Below are 19,377 nucleotides of genomic sequence, written 5' to 3'. Positions count from 1 at the left end.
CCCTTGTCATTCTACAATTTTTATGATAACAATTTAAGTTTAGGGAAAGAGTCCCGGGGTGTCAATCATTCGGTGAAAATGCTCCTGGAAGGTAAGATTTCTTGAGTCAATAGAAAAAAGAGAATAAAATAGAGAGTGGTGCATGCAGTTACGCCTAACTGTGTAGTAAATATGGATTACTCAACGTCCCTTAAGGAATGGGAGGAATGAATATGCTTCATACGAAGGCCCCTCATATAGAAGAAATAGCAGGGGAAGCCCTTCAAAGAGCGCATCTTCTAGGGGAACCTCAATGTATAAGTATCGTTGAACATATAGATGATATGGATGCTTTTCAGTTTTTTCATACCGGTGAGGCGGTTGATCTTCACCGGACGTTCTGGCAGAGTGCGGATAATGACTTGACGATGGTCGGCATCGGACGGGCCAGCCAGCTTTACGCCGAACGTACTGATCGTTTTCAGGAAGTGCAGAGATTGTGGCAGAAGCTTATGGATAATGCTGTTGTCTATGACGATTATCAGAAGAAGGGAACGGGGTTGGCCGCTTTGGGGGGGTTCAGCTTTGATCCGGGAGAAGCGGATGAACGCCTGTGGGAAAGCTTCCCCGACAGTCAGATGACGATTCCGGCTTTTCTGCTTACGAAAGTGGACGGGGCTTCTTATTTAACGATGAATGTTCTCATTTTCCCCGAAGACCATTTGAAGCAGATGGTCCATCAGCTCTTGGAGCAGCGCGAAACGCTGCTTAAATCCGATACTTTTGAACCGTTATTTCCCGTAGTGACAAGCAGGGAGGAAATAGCCCCTGCCCAATGGAAAGAAACGGTGAAAAAAGCAACAGAAGATATCAGACACGGGAAAATCAGCAAAGTTGTCCTGGCCAGAGAACTTCGTCTAAAGTTTCAGGAGGCTGTTCAGGCTGCTTCTGTGATCAAGGAGCTCGCTGATTCACAGCCGAACAGCTATATTTTCGCCTTTGAGAGCCAGGGGGATTATTTTGTCGGGGCTACTCCTGAGCGGCTTGCCAAGCTTGAAAACCGCCGGCTTGTATCTACCTGTCTGGCAGGAACAATACCGCGGGGAGCTACGTCTGAAGAGGACGAAGCACTCGGGCTGGAACTGCTGAACGATTCAAAAAACCGCCAGGAACATCAATTTGTCGTAGATATGATTAAAGAGGCGGTGGAAGCCTGTTCCAGCGCTGTCTCAATCCCGGATGCTCCTGTGCTGTATCCGTTGAAGAATCTTCAGCACTTGTATACACCTGTAACGGCCGTACTGGATGAAGGGTATACGCTTCTGGACGTTGTTGAAAAACTTCACCCGACACCAGCTTTAGGCGGGATGCCACAGCAGGAAGCCGTTTCCTATATCCGTCAGTATGAACGGTTGAACAGAGGGTGGTATGCTGGTCCTGTGGGCTGGTTTGATGCGAAGAATAACGGAGAGTTTGCGGTGGCCATCCGCTCAGCGCTTATTCAACAGGATAAGGCGTCCTTATTTGCGGGCTGTGGAGTGGTGGAAGATTCCGACCCACAGGCGGAATATGAGGAAACCGCTGTTAAACTTAAGCCGATGCTGACAGTTTTAGGAGGCTTGTAATGGGACACGTGGAAGCTTTAACGAAGTATGTTACACATTTTGTCGACCAGCTCGCATTTTCAGGAGTGAGGCAGGTCGTTATTTCCCCAGGGTCCCGGTCTACGCCGCTGGCCCTGACATTTGCTGAGCATTCAGAGGTGAAACACTGGGTTCACCTTGATGAACGGTCAGCTGCTTTTTTTGCCCTGGGGATAGCCAGGCAGACCAAGGAGCCGGTAGCTCTTGTCTGTACGTCCGGGACAGCCGCCGCCAACTATTACCCGGCTGTTGTTGAAGCGTACTATAGTCGTGTTCCGCTAGTTGTTCTGACTGCGGACAGGCCGCATGAGCTCCGTGAAACCGGTGCTCCGCAGGCGATCAACCAGCTCCAGATGTACGGATATTACGTGAAATTTCATGCGGATTTGGCTCTGCCCGAGGAAAATAATTTCATATATGCAAGAAGGCAGGCGGCCAGAGCGGTAGATCAAGCTGTTTCCGGACAGCCGGGGCCTGTCCACTTGAATCTTCCGTTCAGGGAACCGCTTATTCCTGATTTTTCTCTCAAAGGGGCATGGCGTGGAGAGACCCTGCCGGTTCCGGTTCCTGCTGCAGGGAAAAAACAACTGGATTCTCAGGCCGTTAGTGACCTGTTGGAGCAGCTCGGGCGTTCGGATAAAGGGTTGATCGTCGTAGGCCCTCAAATCGATGAGGAGCTCGCGGAAGCTGTCACGGACCTGGCTGCCCGCCTTGGCGTTCCGGTTTTTGCTGATCCTTTATCCCAGCTCAGGGCCGGAGATCACGATAAACGGCATGTCATTGAGAGTTATGGAGCTCTCCTGAAGTCTCCCTGGGTAAAAGAAACCATGAAGCCGGACTACATTCTTCGTTTTGGAGCGATGCCTGTATCTAAAACGTATTTAAAATGGGTCCAGCACCATAAGGATACCGTAGACCATGTCGTTGTCGATGATGAGCCGGGGTACAGGGAGCCGGCCGGTCTTGCTGTCCAGTATATCTGGGCAGAAGCCGTGGAACTCTGCCGGCAGTTAGCCGCTGAACTTCCTGAAGGAAATGTTCAGACAACGTGGCTTGCAGAGTGGCAGCAGATGAACACGATCGCCAAAACCGAAATGATGAAAGATCCGTCCGCAGCCTTGAATGAAGGTCATGCAGTGGCTTATCTTGCCGAGGCTCTTCCTGATCAGTCCACCTTTTTTATTGGAAACAGCATGCCGATCCGGGATGTTGACAGCTTTTTCATGTCGACACCGAAGCGGGTGACCATGATGGCCAATCGGGGAGCCAACGGAATTGACGGTGTCATTAGTACAGCGCTCGGTACAGCCGCGGCCGGTCAGAAAACGACTCTGCTGCTTGGGGATATTTCCTTCTTTCACGATATGAACGGTCTATGGATGGCGAAAAGTCAGGGCCTTCCTTTGACCATCGTTGTCATTAACAATGATGGGGGAGGCATTTTCTCTTACCTGCCCCAGTCCAAGGATCCGAAGCATTTTGAAGAGCTCTTTGGTACGCCGCTTGGACTTGATTTGAAGCCGGCGGTTGAAATGTATGGCGGTCGTCACATGTGTGTGCAGACATGGGAAGAGTATCGGCAGGCGGTTGCTGAAAGCGCATCGTCTCAGCAGTTGACGGTGATTGAAGCAATGGTCAGCCGTGATGACCATGTCGACTTTCATAATACCCGGTGGAATGATGTTCATGACGCAGTGATCCGTTGGAGGGAAAACGATGAACAGTAATATAAACGGCCGCCAATACGGCGTGGAGCGGACAGGAAGAGGGGAGCCTCTCCTTCTCCTCCACGGATTTACCGGTACGTCAGGGACCTTTGACGAGGTATTGTCGTACGTAACAGGATCTTATGATATCGTTAAAGTCGACCTGCCCGGCCATGGGAACACCGGGCCGCTGGGTACGATTTCCATGGAGCGTTTCTGCAGGGATCTTCATGTACTACTGGATCGCTTGGAAATTGAACAGGTTCATCTGCTTGGCTATTCACTTGGAGGCCGGGCTGCGCTTTCCTTTGCTATGCTTTACCCACATAAAGTGAAAAGTGTCCTGCTGGAAAGTGCTTCACCTGGTCTTGCTTCGACGGAAGAACAGCTGGCCAGACAGGCCAAAGATAAAGCGCTGGCTGATATGCTTCTGCGGGAAGGTCTGCATGCTTTCGTTGATTACTGGGAGCAGATTCCGCTCTTCCGTACCCAGGAAAGGCTCCCGGAAGTGAGGAAGCAGCAGATCCGGAGTGAGCGCCTCAGCCAGCAGAAGCAGGGTCTTGCGGAATCACTATCGGGGATGGGGACAGGCCATCAACCGTCGTGGTGGGAACAGTTAACTACTTTAACCGTTCCAGTCTGGCTTATTACAGGGGTGGAGGATGAGAAGTTCCAAAACATCAACAAACAGATGTCTGAACTGCTTCCGCAAGTCCATTGGGAAGAGGTGGAAGGGGCCGGACATGCCGTACACCTTGAGAAACCGCGAATTTTTGCTAAAATTGTAGATAGCTTCATGTTAAAATAGTCAATGAAAGCGTTTTTCATGAGGGTATATAGATGAAACATAATGAAGGAGGAAATGATATGTCTTTTGATTGGATTCAAGATCGCGAGTACGAAGATATTATGTACGAGCGTTTCGAAGGAATTGCTAAAATAACGATAAATCGTCCGGAGGTCCGCAACGCGTTCCGCCCGCAGACGGTTTCCGAACTGATCGACGCATTTGCCTATGCTCGTGACGATTCCAGAATCGGTGTGATTGTTCTTGCAGGAGCCGGTGATGATGCGTTCTGTGCCGGAGGTGACCAGAAAGTACGTGGGCACGGTGGATATGTCGGCAACGACCAGATTCCACGCTTGAACGTCCTGGACCTACAACGTTTGATCCGTGTTATTCCTAAACCGGTCGTAGCTATGGTTTCCGGTTATGCTATTGGTGGGGGTCACGTCCTACATATTGTCTGTGACCTGACGATTGCTGCTGATAATGCGATCTTCGGCCAGACAGGACCGAAAGTCGGAAGCTTTGACGCCGGTTATGGCTCTGGTCTTCTTGCGCGTATCGTCGGCCATAAGAAAGCTCGGGAAATCTGGTACCTGTGCCGTCAATATAGTGCAAAAGAAGCGGAGGACATGGGCCTTGTCAACACGGTTGTTCCTTTGGAGGAGCTTGAAGCAGAAACGGTTCAATGGTGTCGTGAAATGCTGGATAAGTCCCCGACAGCCCTGCGTTTCTTGAAGGCTTCCTTCAACGCAGATACAGATGGTCTTGCAGGTCTGCAGCAAATGGGTGGAGATGCAACACTTCTTTACTACACAACAGATGAAGCAAAAGAAGGCCGCGACGCCTTTAAGGAAAAGAGAAAACCTGATTTCGATCAGTTCCCTCGTTTCCCTTAATAACTGGACATCATAAGTGAAGGGGCATTCCAAAGAAGGGAATGCCCCTTTTCCAATGAAGGAAAGGAGAGAACAATATGGGGGAAAAGATTCCTCACTGGCTGGATAAACAAGCCTTTTTAAATCCGGAAAAAACAGCACTGGAAACACCAGAAGGACACGTTTGGACATTTTCTGAGCTTCAGGAAAGAAGCCGGCAGATGGCTTATGATTTAAAACGTATGGGAGTGGAGGAAGGTGATCATATTGCTTTTCTTTCAGGAAACGATATTCATTTTCCTGTGTTCATCCATGCGGTCAGCTATATAGGAGCTGTTGTCGTTTTACTGAATACAAGGCTGACAGCGCCTGAAATCTCCTATCAGCTTCAGGATGCCGATGTCTCCCGATTGTTTTTCGCAGCCTCCTTAACAGAGAAAGCATACCAAGCTGTGGAAGGTACAGGGGTGAAGGCTGTGGAATGCATAAATGAACCTTCCGTGAGCAGAGAGGAAGGGGGATTGAAGAAAGAGATTGATTTTGATGCTCCCTATACGATGATGTACACATCCGGAACGACAGGAAATCCAAAGGCCGTGATTCACACCTACGGCAACCATTGGTATAGTGCAGCTGCTTCCGCTCTTAACCTTGGTTTGACGCCTGATGATAAGTGGCTCATCTGTCTGCCGCTTTTTCACGTCGGCGGTTTCTCTGTATTGATCAAGAGTGTGGTTTACGGAATGTCCGTGTACCTTATGGATAAATTCGATCAAGAGCAGGTCCATGAAGCTGTGATGGATAAGCATGTGACCCATGCGTCTGTCGTTACGGTGATGCTCCAGCATCTTGTCAAACGGGCGGGTTCATCCGGTTATCCGGATACGTTCCGCTGCATGCTGCTCGGGGGCGGTCCCGTTCCGAACGTGCTGTTAAAGAACTGCTCTCAAAAGGGAATCCCTGTTTTCCAGACCTATGGGATGACGGAAACCTCCTCACAAATTGCAACATTGAGCCCTGCTTCCGCTTTTGATAAGGCGGGATCGGCAGGAAAAGCATTGAGCCTTGCTCAGCTGTGGATCGACACTCCTGTCCCAGGGGAGATTGGAGAAATCATTGTCCAAGGGCCTATGGTGTCGAAAGGATATTATAACCGTCCGGCACGGCAGGAACCTTATATTCATACCGGAGATCTTGGGTATCAGGATGAGGACGGTTTTTTATACGTCGTCGACCGTGTGAAGGATATGATTATATCCGGTGGGGAAAATGTCTATCCTGCTGAAATAGAAAGCGTGCTTTCAGAAATCCCCGGTGTTAAAGAGGCTGGAGTTACGGGGCGTCCGGACGATCGATGGGGTGAAGTGCCGGCAGCTTTTCTTGTGGCGGAGAACGAGACGATCAGGAATGAGGACATCTACCGTTATATTGGTGATAGGCTGGCGAAATACAAGCAGCCGGCTGATATTTACTGGGTTCAGGAACTGCCACGAAACGCCTCCAACAAATTACTGAGAAGGAAATTGTTTTCCCTGACAGAGGGCGGTGACCAATGAATATCGAGAGAATCATCCTCAAAAAGATTGAGCTGAAGATGAAACATCCCTTTCGTACGAAAAGGGGGAGTCTAACGGCACGTCCACTTATTATCGTTGAAGCTCACGATCGCTCAGGCTTGACCGGATACGGAGAAGTGACGGCATTTCCAGAGCCTTTTTATACGTATGAAACGACAGACACGGCATGGCATATCCTCAAGGATTTTCTTATCCCTCTATTGGCGGAAAACCCGCTTTCCCACCCCGGGCAGTTTCAGGAAATCGCAGCTTCCGCGCAGGGACACCCGATGGCCAAAGCAGGATTGGAAGGCGCTGTCTGGGATCTGTATGCCAAACAGAAGGAAACAAGCCTTTCCTCTTTGATCGGAGGAACGAGAAAGATGGTACAGGCGGGAGCTGTCCTCAGCCTGAGTGACCACCTTGAAGAGGATATTGCTGAACTGCAGATGGAGGGCTTTGAAAGGTATAAGCTTAAAATCATCAAAGGGAAGGAACAGGAGATGATTGAATCGGTCCGGGCTGCTTCTCCGGATCTGCCCATCATGATCGACGGGAACGGGCAGTACGATGAAACGGATATGGAGAACTTGACCGCTTTGGATCGTTATGGCCTGCTGATGATTGAGCAGCCGTTCCGTTCCGGCGATTTTCACCTGCACCAGCAGCTTCAGAAACGAATGCAGACATCGATCTGCCTGGATGAATCGGTGACCTCTTATCAAGATGCTGTACAGGCGGTTGGATTGGGCAGCTGCCGGATCATCAATGTGAAAATCAGTCGTGTAGGAGGATTGGGGGCCGCCAAAGAAATCCATGATTTCTGTGCTGCATCGGGAGTGCCGGTGTGGTGCGGAGGTATGGTGGAATCGGGGATATCCAAAGCTCATAACCTTGCCCTCGCCTCGCTGCCTAATTTCACCATACCGGGAGACTTGTCCGGGTCGACACGTTATTTTGAAGCTGATATTGTAAAGCCTCCGTTGAAGGTGCAGAAAGGCGCCTTACCTGTGCCTCAAGGTCATGGGATCGGCGTAGAAGTCGATGAGGAAAAGCTGGCAGAGGTGACGCAGCAGTCTTCCACCCATACCCTTTCCTAAATGGATTCATAACCTTCGCCTTCATGGTTCACACTAAGGGAAAGGAGGGTGAAGATGGGACGAGATCCGTATTACATTAACATCGGTACGCGGGAGATTTCGATAAATCATGATGCCAACAATGATGATTTTATTATCTACGCCACCCCTGAAGAAGTGACGGCTCTGCGTGAAGTGTTTGATGAGATTGCTCATGCAGACGTCCGGTCCTTTTACAGGGCTCATATTCCATTTATGCCTTACCATCAGGATCAGGATAACGATGATACCGATGCCGATATGCATAAGGCTTTCCAACAGATCTATGATCTGGGTGATGAAATGACGAAGAAGCATATTGAGGAAATGGGCGTATTGAAAAGTTGAGAGAAGGGCCGCTTCCCCTTTTGAAGCGGTTCTTTCCTACATAATAGGGGGATTTTGTGTCGGTACGGACCGGAAATCCTATAAGTGGAGAGGGACTGGTTTGTATTTGCGGCTGCTTATGGTACGATTTAAACAGGAAAGTGAACGTATAACAAGGATTAAAGGCAGTTGAAGAGACATGAAAACTTTTTATGATTTTTATCAAAATCCTGTCCGGTTATCCTTCGAGGATCACCCTTTTTCTGAAGAGCCAAAACATGTGTGGATCATCTGCCGCTTTCGTGATCAGTGGCTGTTAACCCGGCACAAAGACAGAGGGCTCGAATTCCCTGGTGGGAAAGTAGAAGAAGGGGAGACGGCGGAACAGGCAGCAGTAAGAGAAGTGAAAGAAGAAACAGGAGCCGATATTGATGATCTGACTTATCTTGGGCAGTATCATGTCGATGGAAAAGGCGGAACTGTCATCAAGAATGTCTATTTTGCTACAATATCTGAGCTGGCTGATCAGGATCATTATTTTGAAACGCATGGCCCTGTTCTTTTCCGGCACCTGCCGGGAAACTTGAAAAATAACGACCGGTTCAGCTTCATGATGAAGGATGAGGTTCTTCCGGAATGTTTAAAGCGGCTGGAACACCGCTGAACAGAAAAAATCCGCCGTTGGATAACGGCGGATTTTTTGTATTTAGTTTGTGTGGTGGGTCGGGCCGGCCTGCTTGATTTTATCACTGGCGTATGTGAACTTTTTGAAGTTGGCATGAAACTTCTCGGCAAGTTCCTTGGCACTCTCATCATAAGCGGCCGGATTGTTCCACGTTTTTCTCGGAAATAAGACTTCGTCCGGTACTCCCGGGCAGTGGGTCGGGATGTGAAGCCCGAACACAGGGTCTTTATAAGTTTCGGCAGAACTCAGTTCACCTTCCAGAGCTGCATGGATCATGGAACGTGTGTAACTCAGTTTGATACGCTCGCCTTCTCCGTAGGCTCCCCCTGACCAGCCTGTATTGACAAGGAAGACGTCCGTATTGAACTGGTCTATTTTCTCTCCGAGCATCTCTGCATATGCTGATGGAGCAAGCGGAAGGAAAGGGGAACCGAAGCAGGCGGAGAAAGTAGCTTCCGGCTTGGTAATCCCTCTCTCTGTGCCAGCCAGTTTACTCGTATAGCCGCTTAGAAAATGGTACATTGCCTGTTCTTTTGTTAAACGGCTGATCGGTGGGAGGACTCCCGTGGCATCGGCTGTCAAGAAAATGATGGCATTTGGATGGCCGGCAATACTTGGCTGCACTGTATTATCAATGTGATCCAGTGGGTAGGCAGCCCGTGTATTTTCCGTCAGGCTCGTATCGTCATAATCCGGTGCGTGTGAATCCGGCTGAAGGACGACGTTTTCCAAAACGGATCCAAAATGAATGGCATCATAGATCTGCGGTTCTTTTTCTTTGGACAGGTTGATGCACTTGGCATAGCATCCTCCTTCAATGTTAAAGACACCGTAGGGGGACCAGGCGTGCTCATCGTCCCCGATCAGGCGGCGCTGAGGATCAGCGGACAGAGTCGTTTTTCCTGTGCCTGACAGACCGAAGAACAGAGCAACGTCGCCTTCTTTGCCGATGTTGGCCGAACAGTGCATCGGAAGGACGTTCTTTTCCGGAAGCAGGTAGTTCATGACGGAGAAGATGGACTTCTTGATTTCCCCTGCGTATTCTGTTCCTCCGATGAGGACAACGCGGTGTTTAAACGAAACCATTATGAACGCTTCGGAATTCGTGCCATCCACGTCAGGATCTGCTTTGAAGGTTGGAGCAGATATGACAGTGAACTCTGTGTCATGCTCCTCCAATTCGGATGCCTCCGGCCGGATGAACATTTGGCGGGCGAATAAATTGTGCCAGGCGAATTCTGTAAGTACCTGCATAGGAAGGCGGTAGCGCTCATCCGCTCCTGCAAATCCTTTAAAGACGAATAACTCCCTGCGGTCTTTCAAATAATCGAGCACTTTATGGTATAATTTCACAAACGTATCATCGTCAATAGGCTGGTTCACAGCACCCCATTCAACTTTATCTTCGGTTACGTCGTCGCGGACAATGAATTTGTCCTTTGGTGAGCGTCCCGTATAGGTACCGGTCGTAGCCTGAACAGCCCCTTTTTCCGTGAGTGTACCTTCATTGCGGTATAAGATCTTTTCCACTAAATGTGGAACAGATAATTGGTGGTGGACATGGTCCTGGGAAAGTAGAAGATTAAGTTCTGACAGTTGGTTTATTGTACTCATATGCATCGTCCCGCCTTTGCAGTTTAATAATGTGAGATTAGTATAACACATTTATTTTAATCGTCCATACTATTCAGTGGATTGTGGGAAAGTTTTCAATTCTGCCCTATTTCATGGCTGTTATTATCCTATGATGGTTTTATCAGAACGTTTATCCAGGATGAATTTGGATGGAAAGGGTTTTTCGAAACCCGATGAATCTAATTGACATTAAACACGCTTTTCGATACGATAGCTGAGAACGGAAACTCTCTTATCCAGAGTTGGTGGAGGGACAGGCCCTTTGAAACCCAGCAACCGTCCTCAGGGACATGGTGCTAACCTGAAGCAAGGAGTCAGCTCCTTGGACGATAAGAGCGAAAGGAAGCAGCCCCTTTCCTCGGTATAGGAAGGGTTTTTTCTTTTTATATGAAGGAAATGTCCATGACCAGGCCTTGCCGCCTGTTTATTATTTCTGACTGAGAACGTGCACGAAAACGTTTTCGGATCCAGGGTGACACTCATGAAATGAACTTATGTTTTTCTACACATACTGGTAAAGAGTTCCGTCTAATACTTTGTACTTACAGAAGGAGGAGTTTTTAGAATGCCAGCGAACCGCCGGTTATTCACATCAGAATCCGTGACAGAAGGTCATCCGGACAAAATCTGTGACGCTATTTCTGATGCTATTTTAGATGAAATTTTAAAAAACGACCCGAATGCAAGGGTGGCATGTGAGACAACAGTAACTACGGGACTTGTCCTGGTTTCCGGTGAAATCAGTACGAATACCTATGTTGATATTCCATCAATCGTGCGCCAGACGATTAAAGATATTGGATATACACGAGCAAAATACGGCTTTGATGCAGATACATGTGCCGTTTTGACGGCTATTGATGAGCAGTCCCCGGATATTGCGGGTGGGGTGGATGTTGCGCTTGAATCCCGTGAAGGGAAAATGAGCGATGATGAAATAGAAGCCATCGGTGCTGGTGACCAGGGATTGATGTTCGGGTTTGCCAACAATGAAACACCTGAACTGATGCCGCTGCCTATTTCTCTTGCCCACAAACTCTCCAAGCGTCTTTCTGATGTCCGCAAAGACGGAACACTCGATTATCTTCGTCCTGATGGCAAGACGCAGGTAACGATTGAATATGATGAAAATGATCATCCGGTCCGCGTGGATACGATTGTTATTTCGACTCAGCACGCTGAAGAGGTCACGCTCGAACAGATCCAGAAGGATTTGAAAGAGCAGGTGATCGGGCCGGTTGTACCGGAAGGCTATATTGATGATGAAACCAAATACTTTATCAATCCGACCGGGCGTTTTGTAATCGGCGGTCCTCAAGGGGATGCCGGTTTAACAGGACGTAAGATCATCGTAGATACGTACGGTGGATATGCGCGTCACGGTGGTGGTGCCTTCAGTGGGAAGGATGCGACCAAAGTGGACCGTTCCGCTGCATACGCAGCTCGTTATGTTGCGAAAAACATCGTAGCCGCAGGTCTTGCGGATACGGTGGAAGTCCAGCTCGCCTATGCGATCGGGGTGGCTCAGCCGGTTTCCATTTCCATCAATACCAGCGGGTCCGGCAAAGTGTCGGAAGAAAAGCTGGTGGACGCTGTGCGTGACTTGTTTGATCTCCGTCCTGCTGGAATCATTAAAATGCTCGATCTTCGTAAGCCTATTTACCGTGATACGTCTGCCTACGGCCACTTTGGCCGGACAGATGTTGAGTTTCCATGGGAACGTACGGATAAAGCGGAAGAGCTCAGTGGTCGTTTTCAATAAAAAAAAGCTGTTTCCTTGTTGGAGGAAGCAGCTTTTTCTATTTTCACGAGTGTACAAAAGGTAGAGTACGTATTGGTCTTTCAATCTACGATACGGCCATCCCTTGTTCTTCCTGAGAGATTGTATCCATTTCCCTCCGCCTGTCTTCTATTCATGCAGGCATCCAGCTGAAAAGCGTTGGATGACTACATCAATGCGATTTGTGGACACCCCTGCTGAATGACATGTTTTTTTGTCTATCAGCCCCGAAGGTTTTTATAGTACTGCCCTTTTGCGACATACGATTTCCGGATCCGGTCCATTTCTTTGTAATCCTCTTCTGTTAAGGAACGGATCACCTTGGCCGGACGCCCGAAGGCCAGTGTATCCGGAGGGATTTCTTTTCCGGGCGGAACAAGGCTTCCTGCTCCGATAAAGGCCCGCTCCCCTATGACAGCGCCATCAAGAATCATGGATCCCATACCGATCAGAGCGTCGTGTTTAACGTGTGCAGAATGCAGGGTAACCTGATGCCCGACCGTAACGCCGTCTTCCAGTATGAGAGGCTGGTCAGGGCTTTGGTGCAGCATACTCAGATCCTGGACATTTGTGTTTTTACCGATATGTACCGATGAGACATCGCCGCGGATGACCGTCTTAAACCAGATGCTTGCGTTCTCTTCTATGACAACATCCCCGGTAATGACGGCATCTTCTGCTGTAAAAGCTGATGGGTGGATGAGAGGTTGTTTCCCTTTATATTCGCAAATCATACGAAGCCCCCTTATAATATGAATAACATCAGTATATCAAATGAAAAGAGGGATCGGCTGTGGAAAAACTGGAATCGACCCGTGATCGCGCAACGATCATTCTCGTCCATGGCGCTTTTGAGCATAAGGGAAGGTATAAGGAACTTGCCGATCGTTTCCGTCAGGACGGTTTTTCAGTGATTTATGGAGACCTGCCGGGACAGGGGTTGTCCGATGGGAAGAAAGGTCATATTCGTTCGTTTGGTGATTACGTTGAAACCATTCAAAGCTGGTATGAGCAGGCGGATCCGGATAAAAAGATATTCCTTCTCGGCCACAGCATGGGTGGACTGGCTGTGATTCGTTTTATGGAGGAAAAGCAGCCCCAGCTGGATGGTGTGATTTTGTCTTCTCCAGCTGTACAGATCCGGAATAAAACGGCCCGGCCGCTGGAAGCTTTATCATATCTAATGAATGTTTTTACACCTTCGCTGCGTATGAAAGCGGGACAGAATCCCGAAAATGTAACTAGAAACCAAATCAAGGTTGAAGAATTCCGTCAGGATCCTCTTGTCATTGATAAAGTATCGGTGCGGTGGTACCGTGAGTTTCAAAAGGCGGGAAGCCGGGCGTTTCAACAAGTCAATCGTTTTCCTGATGTTCCTCTCTTAGTGATGCAGGCAGAGGAAGACCTTTTAGTGGATCCGGCACGCACGAAAGAATGGTTCAATCATGTTGATACCAGTGAAAAAAGTTATAAGCTGTGGCCGGGCCTTTATCATGAAATTTTCAATGAGCCGGAAAATGACCAGGTCTATCACTATACACAGTCTTTTTTGAGCAACATAATAAATGAACGTTAGGAGTGTCCACCCTTGAAGGAGTCCGTTCCAAGCAATGCTGTCCATCTGCTTTATGAAGTGTATCGGAATGTGTTTCCGCGAGTACATAAAGAACTAGCCTATTGGAAAGATGCTGCCTCCCGCATCCCTAATGAAGAATTAAGAGCACAGGCCGAGGCCAGTATCAAGGATAAGACCTTTCATTGCGAAGGTGGGGCGATTTATTCCGTGCTTTCCGGTGACCGCCCGGATCTTGCTGTCCGTTTTATTGTCGCTTACCAGACGATCAGTGATTATCTCGATAATTTATGTGACCGGAGCACCTCCATGGATCCTGATGATTTTGAAAGGCTCCACTTGTCGATGGCTGATGCATTAACCCCGGGAAATCCGTGCCGTGACTATTATAAATACAGGGAAGAGAAGGATGACGGCGGGTATCTTCATGAGCTTGTGAAAACCTGTCAGGATGTGCTGGGTCAGGCTGATAATTATCAGATTGTCCATGGGCGGGCACTGAAGCTTGGGCGTTTGTACTGCGACCTTCAGGTACATAAGCACGTGATCGAAGAGGAAAGGATTCCGAGACTACAGCAGTGGTTCGAACATCACCAGACCGACTGGCCGGAATTGAAATGGTATGAATTTTCCGCCTGTACCGGCTCCACCTTGGGCATTTTCTGCCTGGTTTCCTATGCGCTGGGGAACAAAATGGATGAGGATCTCGCCCGTAATGTGGAGGACAGTTATTTTCCGTTTATGCAGGGGCTTCATATTCTGCTTGACTATTATATTGATCAGGAAGAGGATGAACGGGAAGGAGATCTCAATTTCTGTTCCTATTATGACCATCAGGAACAGATGAAAGGGAGATTTGAATACTTTGTGCGCAGGACGGATGAAGAGGTTCAGAAGCTTCCGGACCGGGCCTTTCATCAAATGATCCATAAAGGCCTTGTTGGGATGTATCTGGCTGACAGGAAAGTCGGGCGGTTGTCCAATGCAAAGAGCTTTGTAAAGGATATGCTGAAAATCAGCGGCCGGAAGACGGCGTTCTTTTATTTCAATACGAAAATGTACCATAAATTAAAGCCTGGCAGGGGTTAAAACTGCCAGGCTTGTTTTATACGTTTTTCTCGATGGCGATAATAAAGGGAGGGGTCCGATCCTTGTTGATGAAGCTGTAGTTGAGAACTTCATAGTCCTTATGGTCCAGTGAGGAGACATAACGGAGGACGGCTTCCTTTTCCTCTTTTCCTCCCGGGTGTCCGTGATAGACGACGAGGACGACAAGGCCTCCTTTTTTTAAGGATTTCAAGACGTTTTGGATGGAAGTAATGGTGTCATTCGGTTTTGTGATGATGCTTTTATCACTGCCCGGCAGATATCCAAGATTGTAGATAGCCGCCTGGATCATGCCTTTATGCTCCTCCTGCAGGTGCTTCTCAATGTGCGTATGAGAGTCATGAATGACCGTGGCCCTTTCCAGTACTTCGTGCTCTTTCAAACGTGCCCTGGTATTTTCAACGGCCTGTTCCTGGATATCAAAAGCATAGACGTGACCATCGTTTCCGACGAGGTTGGATAAGAATAAGGTGTCATGACCGTTGCCGCACGTCCCGTCAATGACAGCGCCGCCTTCATGAACAGCCTTTTTCATAAGAGCGTGAGCCTGCTCCAGTATTTTATTTAAAATCATGCTGTGCCTCCAAACAATAGATTTCACCCTATTGTAGCATGAATGGCTGGGTGATAAGAGGAGCGCTTGACAAAGGACTGCCCTTTCATTAAGATACGAATATATATGATGACGTTGAAAAGGAGTAGTAAGGTTCTGATTAAGTACCAGAGAGGCAGCGGCTGGTGGAAGCTGTCCTTAATTGTCCTGAACTCGCCTTGGATGTCGCAGAAGTGAACGAAGAGTAGCTTCTGCCGGTTTCATCGCCGTTACAGATGTCGAGTTGAACACATAAGTTGTGTTAATTTGGGTGGTACCGCGGGAATCAAGCCTCTCGTCCCATTTGGGATGAGGGGCTTTTTTATATTTTTTTAAAGAGAGATAAAGGAGGAAATGAAGTGGCTTTTGATCATAAAACGATAGAGAAAAAGTGGCAGAATCATTGGTTGAACGAAAAAACGTTTAAAACAGACAGTCATTCAGACAAACAGAAATTTTACGCATTGGATATGTTCCCGTATCCGTCCGGAGCAGGTCTGCACGTCGGGCACCCGGAAGGTTACACGGCAACAGACATTCTTTCCCGTATGAAGCGGATGCAGGGATATGAAGTTCTACATCCGATCGGCTGGGATGCCTTTGGTCTTCCGGCGGAACAGTATGCACTGGATACAGGAAATGATCCGGAAGAATTCACAAAGCAGAATATTGATAACTTCCGTCGTCAAATCCAGGAGCTGGGTTTTTCCTATGACTGGGACCGTGAAGTCAATACAACAGACCCTGATTACTATAAGTGGACACAGTGGATCTTCCTGAAGCTTTATGAAAAAGGGCTCGCCTATATCGATGAAGTCGCTGTAAACTGGTGCCCTGCCCTGGGTACGGTTCTGGCCAATGAAGAAGTCATTGATGGAAAGAGTGAGCGTGGAGGTCACCCTGTTGAGCGCCGGCCGATGAAACAATGGATGCTTAAAATCACGGCTTATGCGGATCGTCTTCTGGATGATCTGGAAGAGCTGGACTGGCCGGAAAGCATTAAAGATATGCAGCGCAACTGGATCGGTAAATCCGAAGGGGCGGAAGTCACCTTTGCGCTGGACGGTACAGAGCTTACCTTTGATGTATTTACAACGCGTCCGGATACATTGTTCGGGGCCACTTACGCGGTTCTTGCACCTGAGCACCCATTAGTCGATGAAATCGTAACAAGTGAACAAAAAGAAGCAGTAGGCACTTATATTGAAAAAGCGAAAAACAAGAGCGACCTTGAGCGGACAGATTTAGCGAAGGATAAAACCGGAGTATTTACCGGAGCCTATGCCGTCAACCCGATCAATGGTGAAAAACTTCCGGTATGGGTGGCGGACTACGTGCTTATGAGCTATGGAAGCGGAGCAATCATGGCGGTCCCGGCTCATGATGAGCGGGATTATGAATTCGCCCAGGCTTTCGGTCTGCCTATCATCCCCGTTGTTGAAGGCGGGAATGTAGAGGAAACGGCTTATACAGAAGACGGACCCCACATCAATTCCGGCTTCCTTGACGGCCTCCAAAAAGAAGAAGCCATCCAAAAAGCCATACAATGGCTGGAGGATAACAGCCGGGGACAGAAGCAAACGACATACCGTCTGCGTGACTGGTTGTTCAGCCGCCAGCGTTACTGGGGAGAGCCGATTCCTGTCATCCACTGGGAAGACGGATCCATCACACCGGTAAAAGAAGCGGATCTTCCTATTGAACTGCCGAAAACAACAGAAATCAAACCATCAGGGACCGGGGAGTCACCGCTGGCTAATATTGATGACTGGGTAAACGTTGTGGACCCTGAAACAGGGATGAAGGGCCGCAGAGAAACAAACACTATGCCGCAGTGGGCAGGAAGCTGCTGGTATTACCTTCGTTATATTGATCCGACTAATTCAGAAACATTTGCAGATTATGAAGCCTTGAAGAAGTGGCTTCCTGTCGACGTATATATCGGTGGGGCTGAACATGCCGTTCTTCACCTTCTTTATGCCCGTTTCTGGCACAAGGTTCTATATGATGCAGGTGTCGTTCCAACAAAAGAACCATTCCAAAAACTGTTCAACCAGGGGATGATTCTCGGAGAGAATAACGAGAAAATGAGTAAATCCAAAGGGAACGTCGTGAACCCTGATGATATCGTCTATTCACACGGGGCCGATACCCTGCGCCTTTATGAAATGTTCATGGGCCCATTGGAAGCATCTATTGCCTGGTCGACAAACGGTCTTGACGGCGCCCGTCGTTTCCTTGATCGTGTATGGAGGTTGTTCATGCCGGATGGTGAGCTGTCAAGCTCAATTCAACCGGAACAATCCGGCCATCCCTTGGAGAAGGTCTACCATGAGACGGTGAAAAAAGTGACGGAAAACTTTGAGGAACTGCGTTTCAATACAGGCATTTCACAGATGATGGTCTTCATTAATGAAGCCTATAAGGCCGATACGATTCCAAAAGCCTATGCGGAAGGATTTGTACAGCTGCTTTCCCCTGTTGCTCCTCACGTTGCAGAAGAACTATGGGAAAAGCTTGGACATGAGGAAACCATCACTTATCAGCCTTGGCCTTCTTTCAATGAATCCAAACTTGTCGAAGATGAGGTAGAGATTGTCGTTCAGGTCATGGGTAAAGTAAGAGCGAAAATGATGGTGCCTGTGGAGGCCTCCAAAGAGGATCTTGAAAAGCAGGCGCTGGAAAATGAGGACGTTCAGGAATGGCTGAACGGAAAAACGGTTCGAAAAGTCATTGCAGTCCCTGGAAAACTTGTGAATATTGTAGCCAACTGATCGTTTTAGAAAGAGTGCCGCTGGGTAAATTGCCTGTGGCACTCTTTTTATGCAGGAAACCACCTCTTGAACAGATGTCTTGACTTTGAAATATGATGAATTAAAATGAACATGGATCAATACAATTGGAGGGGTTATCGTGAACGAAATTAAAGAAATAACACCACAGGAAGTCGAAAACAAACTGGACAATAATGAAGATATTAAAGTCATAGATGTGAGGGAAGATGACGAAGTGGCTCAAGGTATGATTCCTGGTGCCAGACACATTAAACTAAGCGACATCCCGCAGTCTGTAGATCAGCTTCCAAAAGATGAATCCTATGTGATGGTCTGCCGCTCCGGCCGCAGAAGCATGAACGCATCAGAATTTATGAAGGAAAAGGGCTTCTCCAATGTATCGAATATGGAAGGCGGCATGTTGAAATGGGACGGAGAACTCGTCTTTTAATCCTGAAAGGGTTGTGAGATCAATGGAATTCGTATATGGGTCGGCCATAATAATATTCCTGACCACCTTGTTCTACTATAATCGGAGATCATCTCTGAAGTCTTATTTCGAACAGTCTTATTCAGGGGATAACGTCTGTGTGATTGATATCAGGGATTACATCATCGCCCACCGCTCCCCCTATCCTGGAGCCGAGAACATTCCATTGAATTATTTGCCCCGGGCTTTAAAGGAACGGTTTGACTGCACAAAAGATATCTTAGTCATTTCCGACAATAAACGGGCCGCTCGGATGGCCGCACGTATCATCAGAAAGAAAAAAAGAAAGGCCGTCTATTACTTGCAGCCTGAATGAGCCTCTTCGATTATAGAAGAGGCTCATTTTTTTAATTGTCCGGATCATATCCATATAAGAAAACCATGATAGTAGCAGAATATAAAAAGTTGATAAAGATATCTATCATTCTATTGACGTAACGGTGTGAAACATGTAATATAGTAAACGTTGCTTCAGAGAAAGTAACATCAACATAAAAGTTTCAACAAAATCTAGTAAATGCTATTGACGAAATGAGAGTAGTTGTGCTAGAATTTGATTACTGTCGCACAAGGCAGTATTTGATCTTTGAAAACTGAACGAACCAACCAGTACGTCAAAACATTTCTTCTTTACTGAAGGAATTTGAAACAAAGCACATTCGGTGTGCAGATGAGCAAGTCAAACTACTTTTATGGAGAGTTTGATCCTGGCTCAGGACGAACGCTGGCGGCGTGCCTAATACATGC

The 19,377-nt window shown here is 48.0% G+C and carries 17 protein-coding genes, 1 rRNA gene, 1 riboswitch and 1 other annotated feature; of the genes, 15 read left to right on the top strand and 3 right to left on the bottom strand.

Annotation, left to right across the window (positions count from 1 at the left end):
- Positions 1-212: 212 nt before the first annotated feature.
- The 8 genes from QMA39_RS08180 (at position 213) to ytkD (ending at position 8,658) form a co-directional block, all read left to right on the top strand.
- Positions 213-1,604 carry an isochorismate synthase gene (locus tag QMA39_RS08180; RefSeq protein WP_281658398.1) on the top strand — a complete coding sequence of 464 codons (1,392 nt, stop codon included), beginning with the start codon at positions 213-215 and terminating at the stop codon, positions 1,602-1,604.
- The gene (gene menD / locus QMA39_RS08175) at positions 1,604-3,349 is read left to right on the top strand and encodes a 2-succinyl-5-enolpyruvyl-6-hydroxy-3-cyclohexene-1-carboxylic-acid synthase (protein WP_281658397.1); all 1,746 of its coding nucleotides are present in this window, start codon (positions 1,604-1,606) and stop codon (positions 3,347-3,349) included. Before QMA39_RS08180 ends, menD begins: the two co-directional genes overlap by 1 nt.
- Complete coding sequence (menH, locus tag QMA39_RS08170; protein ID WP_281658396.1) at positions 3,339-4,136, top strand: 2-succinyl-6-hydroxy-2,4-cyclohexadiene-1-carboxylate synthase; 798 nt, start codon at positions 3,339-3,341, stop codon at positions 4,134-4,136. The genes menD and menH overlap by 11 nt, the downstream gene beginning before the upstream one ends.
- Positions 4,137-4,195: 59 nt before the next feature.
- Positions 4,196-5,014 (top strand): 1,4-dihydroxy-2-naphthoyl-CoA synthase, encoded by an 819-nt coding sequence (menB, locus tag QMA39_RS08165; RefSeq protein WP_027956475.1) that lies wholly within the window; start codon positions 4,196-4,198, stop codon positions 5,012-5,014.
- 77 nt (positions 5,015-5,091) lie between these two features.
- Positions 5,092-6,549 carry an o-succinylbenzoate--CoA ligase gene (locus QMA39_RS08160; protein WP_281658395.1) on the top strand — a complete coding sequence of 486 codons (1,458 nt, stop codon included), beginning with the start codon at positions 5,092-5,094 and terminating at the stop codon, positions 6,547-6,549.
- A complete protein-coding gene (gene menC, locus QMA39_RS08155) occupies positions 6,546-7,649 on the top strand; it encodes an o-succinylbenzoate synthase (protein ID WP_281658394.1) in 1,104 nt (367 codons plus the stop codon). The genes QMA39_RS08160 and menC overlap by 4 nt, the downstream gene beginning before the upstream one ends.
- Positions 7,650-7,703: 54 nt before the next feature.
- Positions 7,704-8,015 carry a hypothetical protein gene (locus QMA39_RS08150; protein WP_027956478.1) on the top strand — a complete coding sequence of 104 codons (312 nt, stop codon included), beginning with the start codon at positions 7,704-7,706 and terminating at the stop codon, positions 8,013-8,015.
- A gap of 178 nt (positions 8,016-8,193) precedes the next feature.
- The gene (ytkD, locus tag QMA39_RS08145; protein WP_027956479.1) at positions 8,194-8,658 is read left to right on the top strand and encodes an RNA deprotection pyrophosphohydrolase; all 465 of its coding nucleotides are present in this window, start codon (positions 8,194-8,196) and stop codon (positions 8,656-8,658) included.
- A 42-nt stretch (positions 8,659-8,700) separates the two neighbouring features.
- On the opposite strand, the gene pckA is transcribed toward ytkD, so the two are convergent.
- A complete protein-coding gene (gene pckA / locus QMA39_RS08140; protein ID WP_281658393.1) occupies positions 8,701-10,293 on the bottom strand; it encodes a phosphoenolpyruvate carboxykinase (ATP) in 1,593 nt (530 codons plus the stop codon).
- Between the two features lie 250 nt (positions 10,294-10,543).
- A riboswitch (SAM riboswitch) is annotated at positions 10,544-10,650 on the top strand.
- Positions 10,651-10,879: 229 nt separating this feature from the next.
- Between pckA and metK the strand changes: the two genes are divergently transcribed.
- Entirely contained in the window at positions 10,880-12,076 is a 1,197-nt protein-coding gene (metK, locus tag QMA39_RS08135; RefSeq protein ID WP_206933631.1) for a methionine adenosyltransferase, read from the top strand.
- Between the two features lie 239 nt (positions 12,077-12,315).
- On the opposite strand, the gene QMA39_RS08130 is transcribed toward metK, so the two are convergent.
- Entirely contained in the window at positions 12,316-12,828 is a 513-nt protein-coding gene (locus tag QMA39_RS08130; RefSeq protein WP_027956482.1) for a gamma carbonic anhydrase family protein, read from the bottom strand.
- A 59-nt stretch (positions 12,829-12,887) separates the two neighbouring features.
- Between QMA39_RS08130 and QMA39_RS08125 the strand changes: the two genes are divergently transcribed.
- Together QMA39_RS08125 and QMA39_RS08120 are read left to right on the top strand one after the other, a co-directional pair.
- Positions 12,888-13,670: an alpha/beta hydrolase gene (locus QMA39_RS08125; protein ID WP_281658392.1), complete on the top strand. Its 783-nt coding sequence runs from the start codon at positions 12,888-12,890 to the stop codon at positions 13,668-13,670.
- A gap of 12 nt (positions 13,671-13,682) precedes the next feature.
- On the top strand, positions 13,683-14,756 hold the full coding sequence (locus QMA39_RS08120; protein ID WP_281658391.1) for a tetraprenyl-beta-curcumene synthase family protein: 1,074 nt from the start codon (positions 13,683-13,685) through the stop codon (positions 14,754-14,756).
- Positions 14,757-14,772: 16 nt separating this feature from the next.
- Here the strand turns inward: QMA39_RS08120 and QMA39_RS08115 are convergent, their stop codons facing one another.
- Positions 14,773-15,348: a class I SAM-dependent methyltransferase gene (locus tag QMA39_RS08115; protein ID WP_281658390.1), complete on the bottom strand. Its 576-nt coding sequence runs from the start codon at positions 15,346-15,348 to the stop codon at positions 14,773-14,775.
- Between the two features lie 105 nt (positions 15,349-15,453).
- Positions 15,454-15,672: a binding site (T-box leader), on the top strand.
- Positions 15,673-15,725: 53 nt separating this feature from the next.
- On the opposite strand from QMA39_RS08115, the gene leuS reads away from it, so the two are divergent.
- The 4 genes from leuS to QMA39_RS08095 all read left to right on the top strand — a co-directional run.
- Positions 15,726-18,140 carry a leucine--tRNA ligase gene (gene leuS / locus QMA39_RS08110; RefSeq protein WP_281658389.1) on the top strand — a complete coding sequence of 805 codons (2,415 nt, stop codon included), beginning with the start codon at positions 15,726-15,728 and terminating at the stop codon, positions 18,138-18,140.
- Positions 18,141-18,279: 139 nt separating this feature from the next.
- Complete coding sequence (locus tag QMA39_RS08105; protein WP_027956487.1) at positions 18,280-18,591, top strand: rhodanese-like domain-containing protein; 312 nt, start codon at positions 18,280-18,282, stop codon at positions 18,589-18,591.
- 139 nt (positions 18,592-18,730) lie between these two features.
- Positions 18,731-18,946: a rhodanese-like domain-containing protein gene (locus QMA39_RS08100; protein ID WP_242520310.1), complete on the top strand. Its 216-nt coding sequence runs from the start codon at positions 18,731-18,733 to the stop codon at positions 18,944-18,946.
- Between the two features lie 373 nt (positions 18,947-19,319).
- Positions 19,320-19,377 (top strand): 16S ribosomal RNA (locus tag QMA39_RS08095); the annotation flags it as partial.

The organism is Halobacillus sp. Cin3, assembly GCF_947311855.1.
Classification (GTDB): domain Bacteria; phylum Bacillota; class Bacilli; order Bacillales; family Halobacillaceae; genus Halobacillus; species Halobacillus kuroshimensis.
This window is presented reverse-complemented; position numbering and strand designations above follow the sequence as displayed.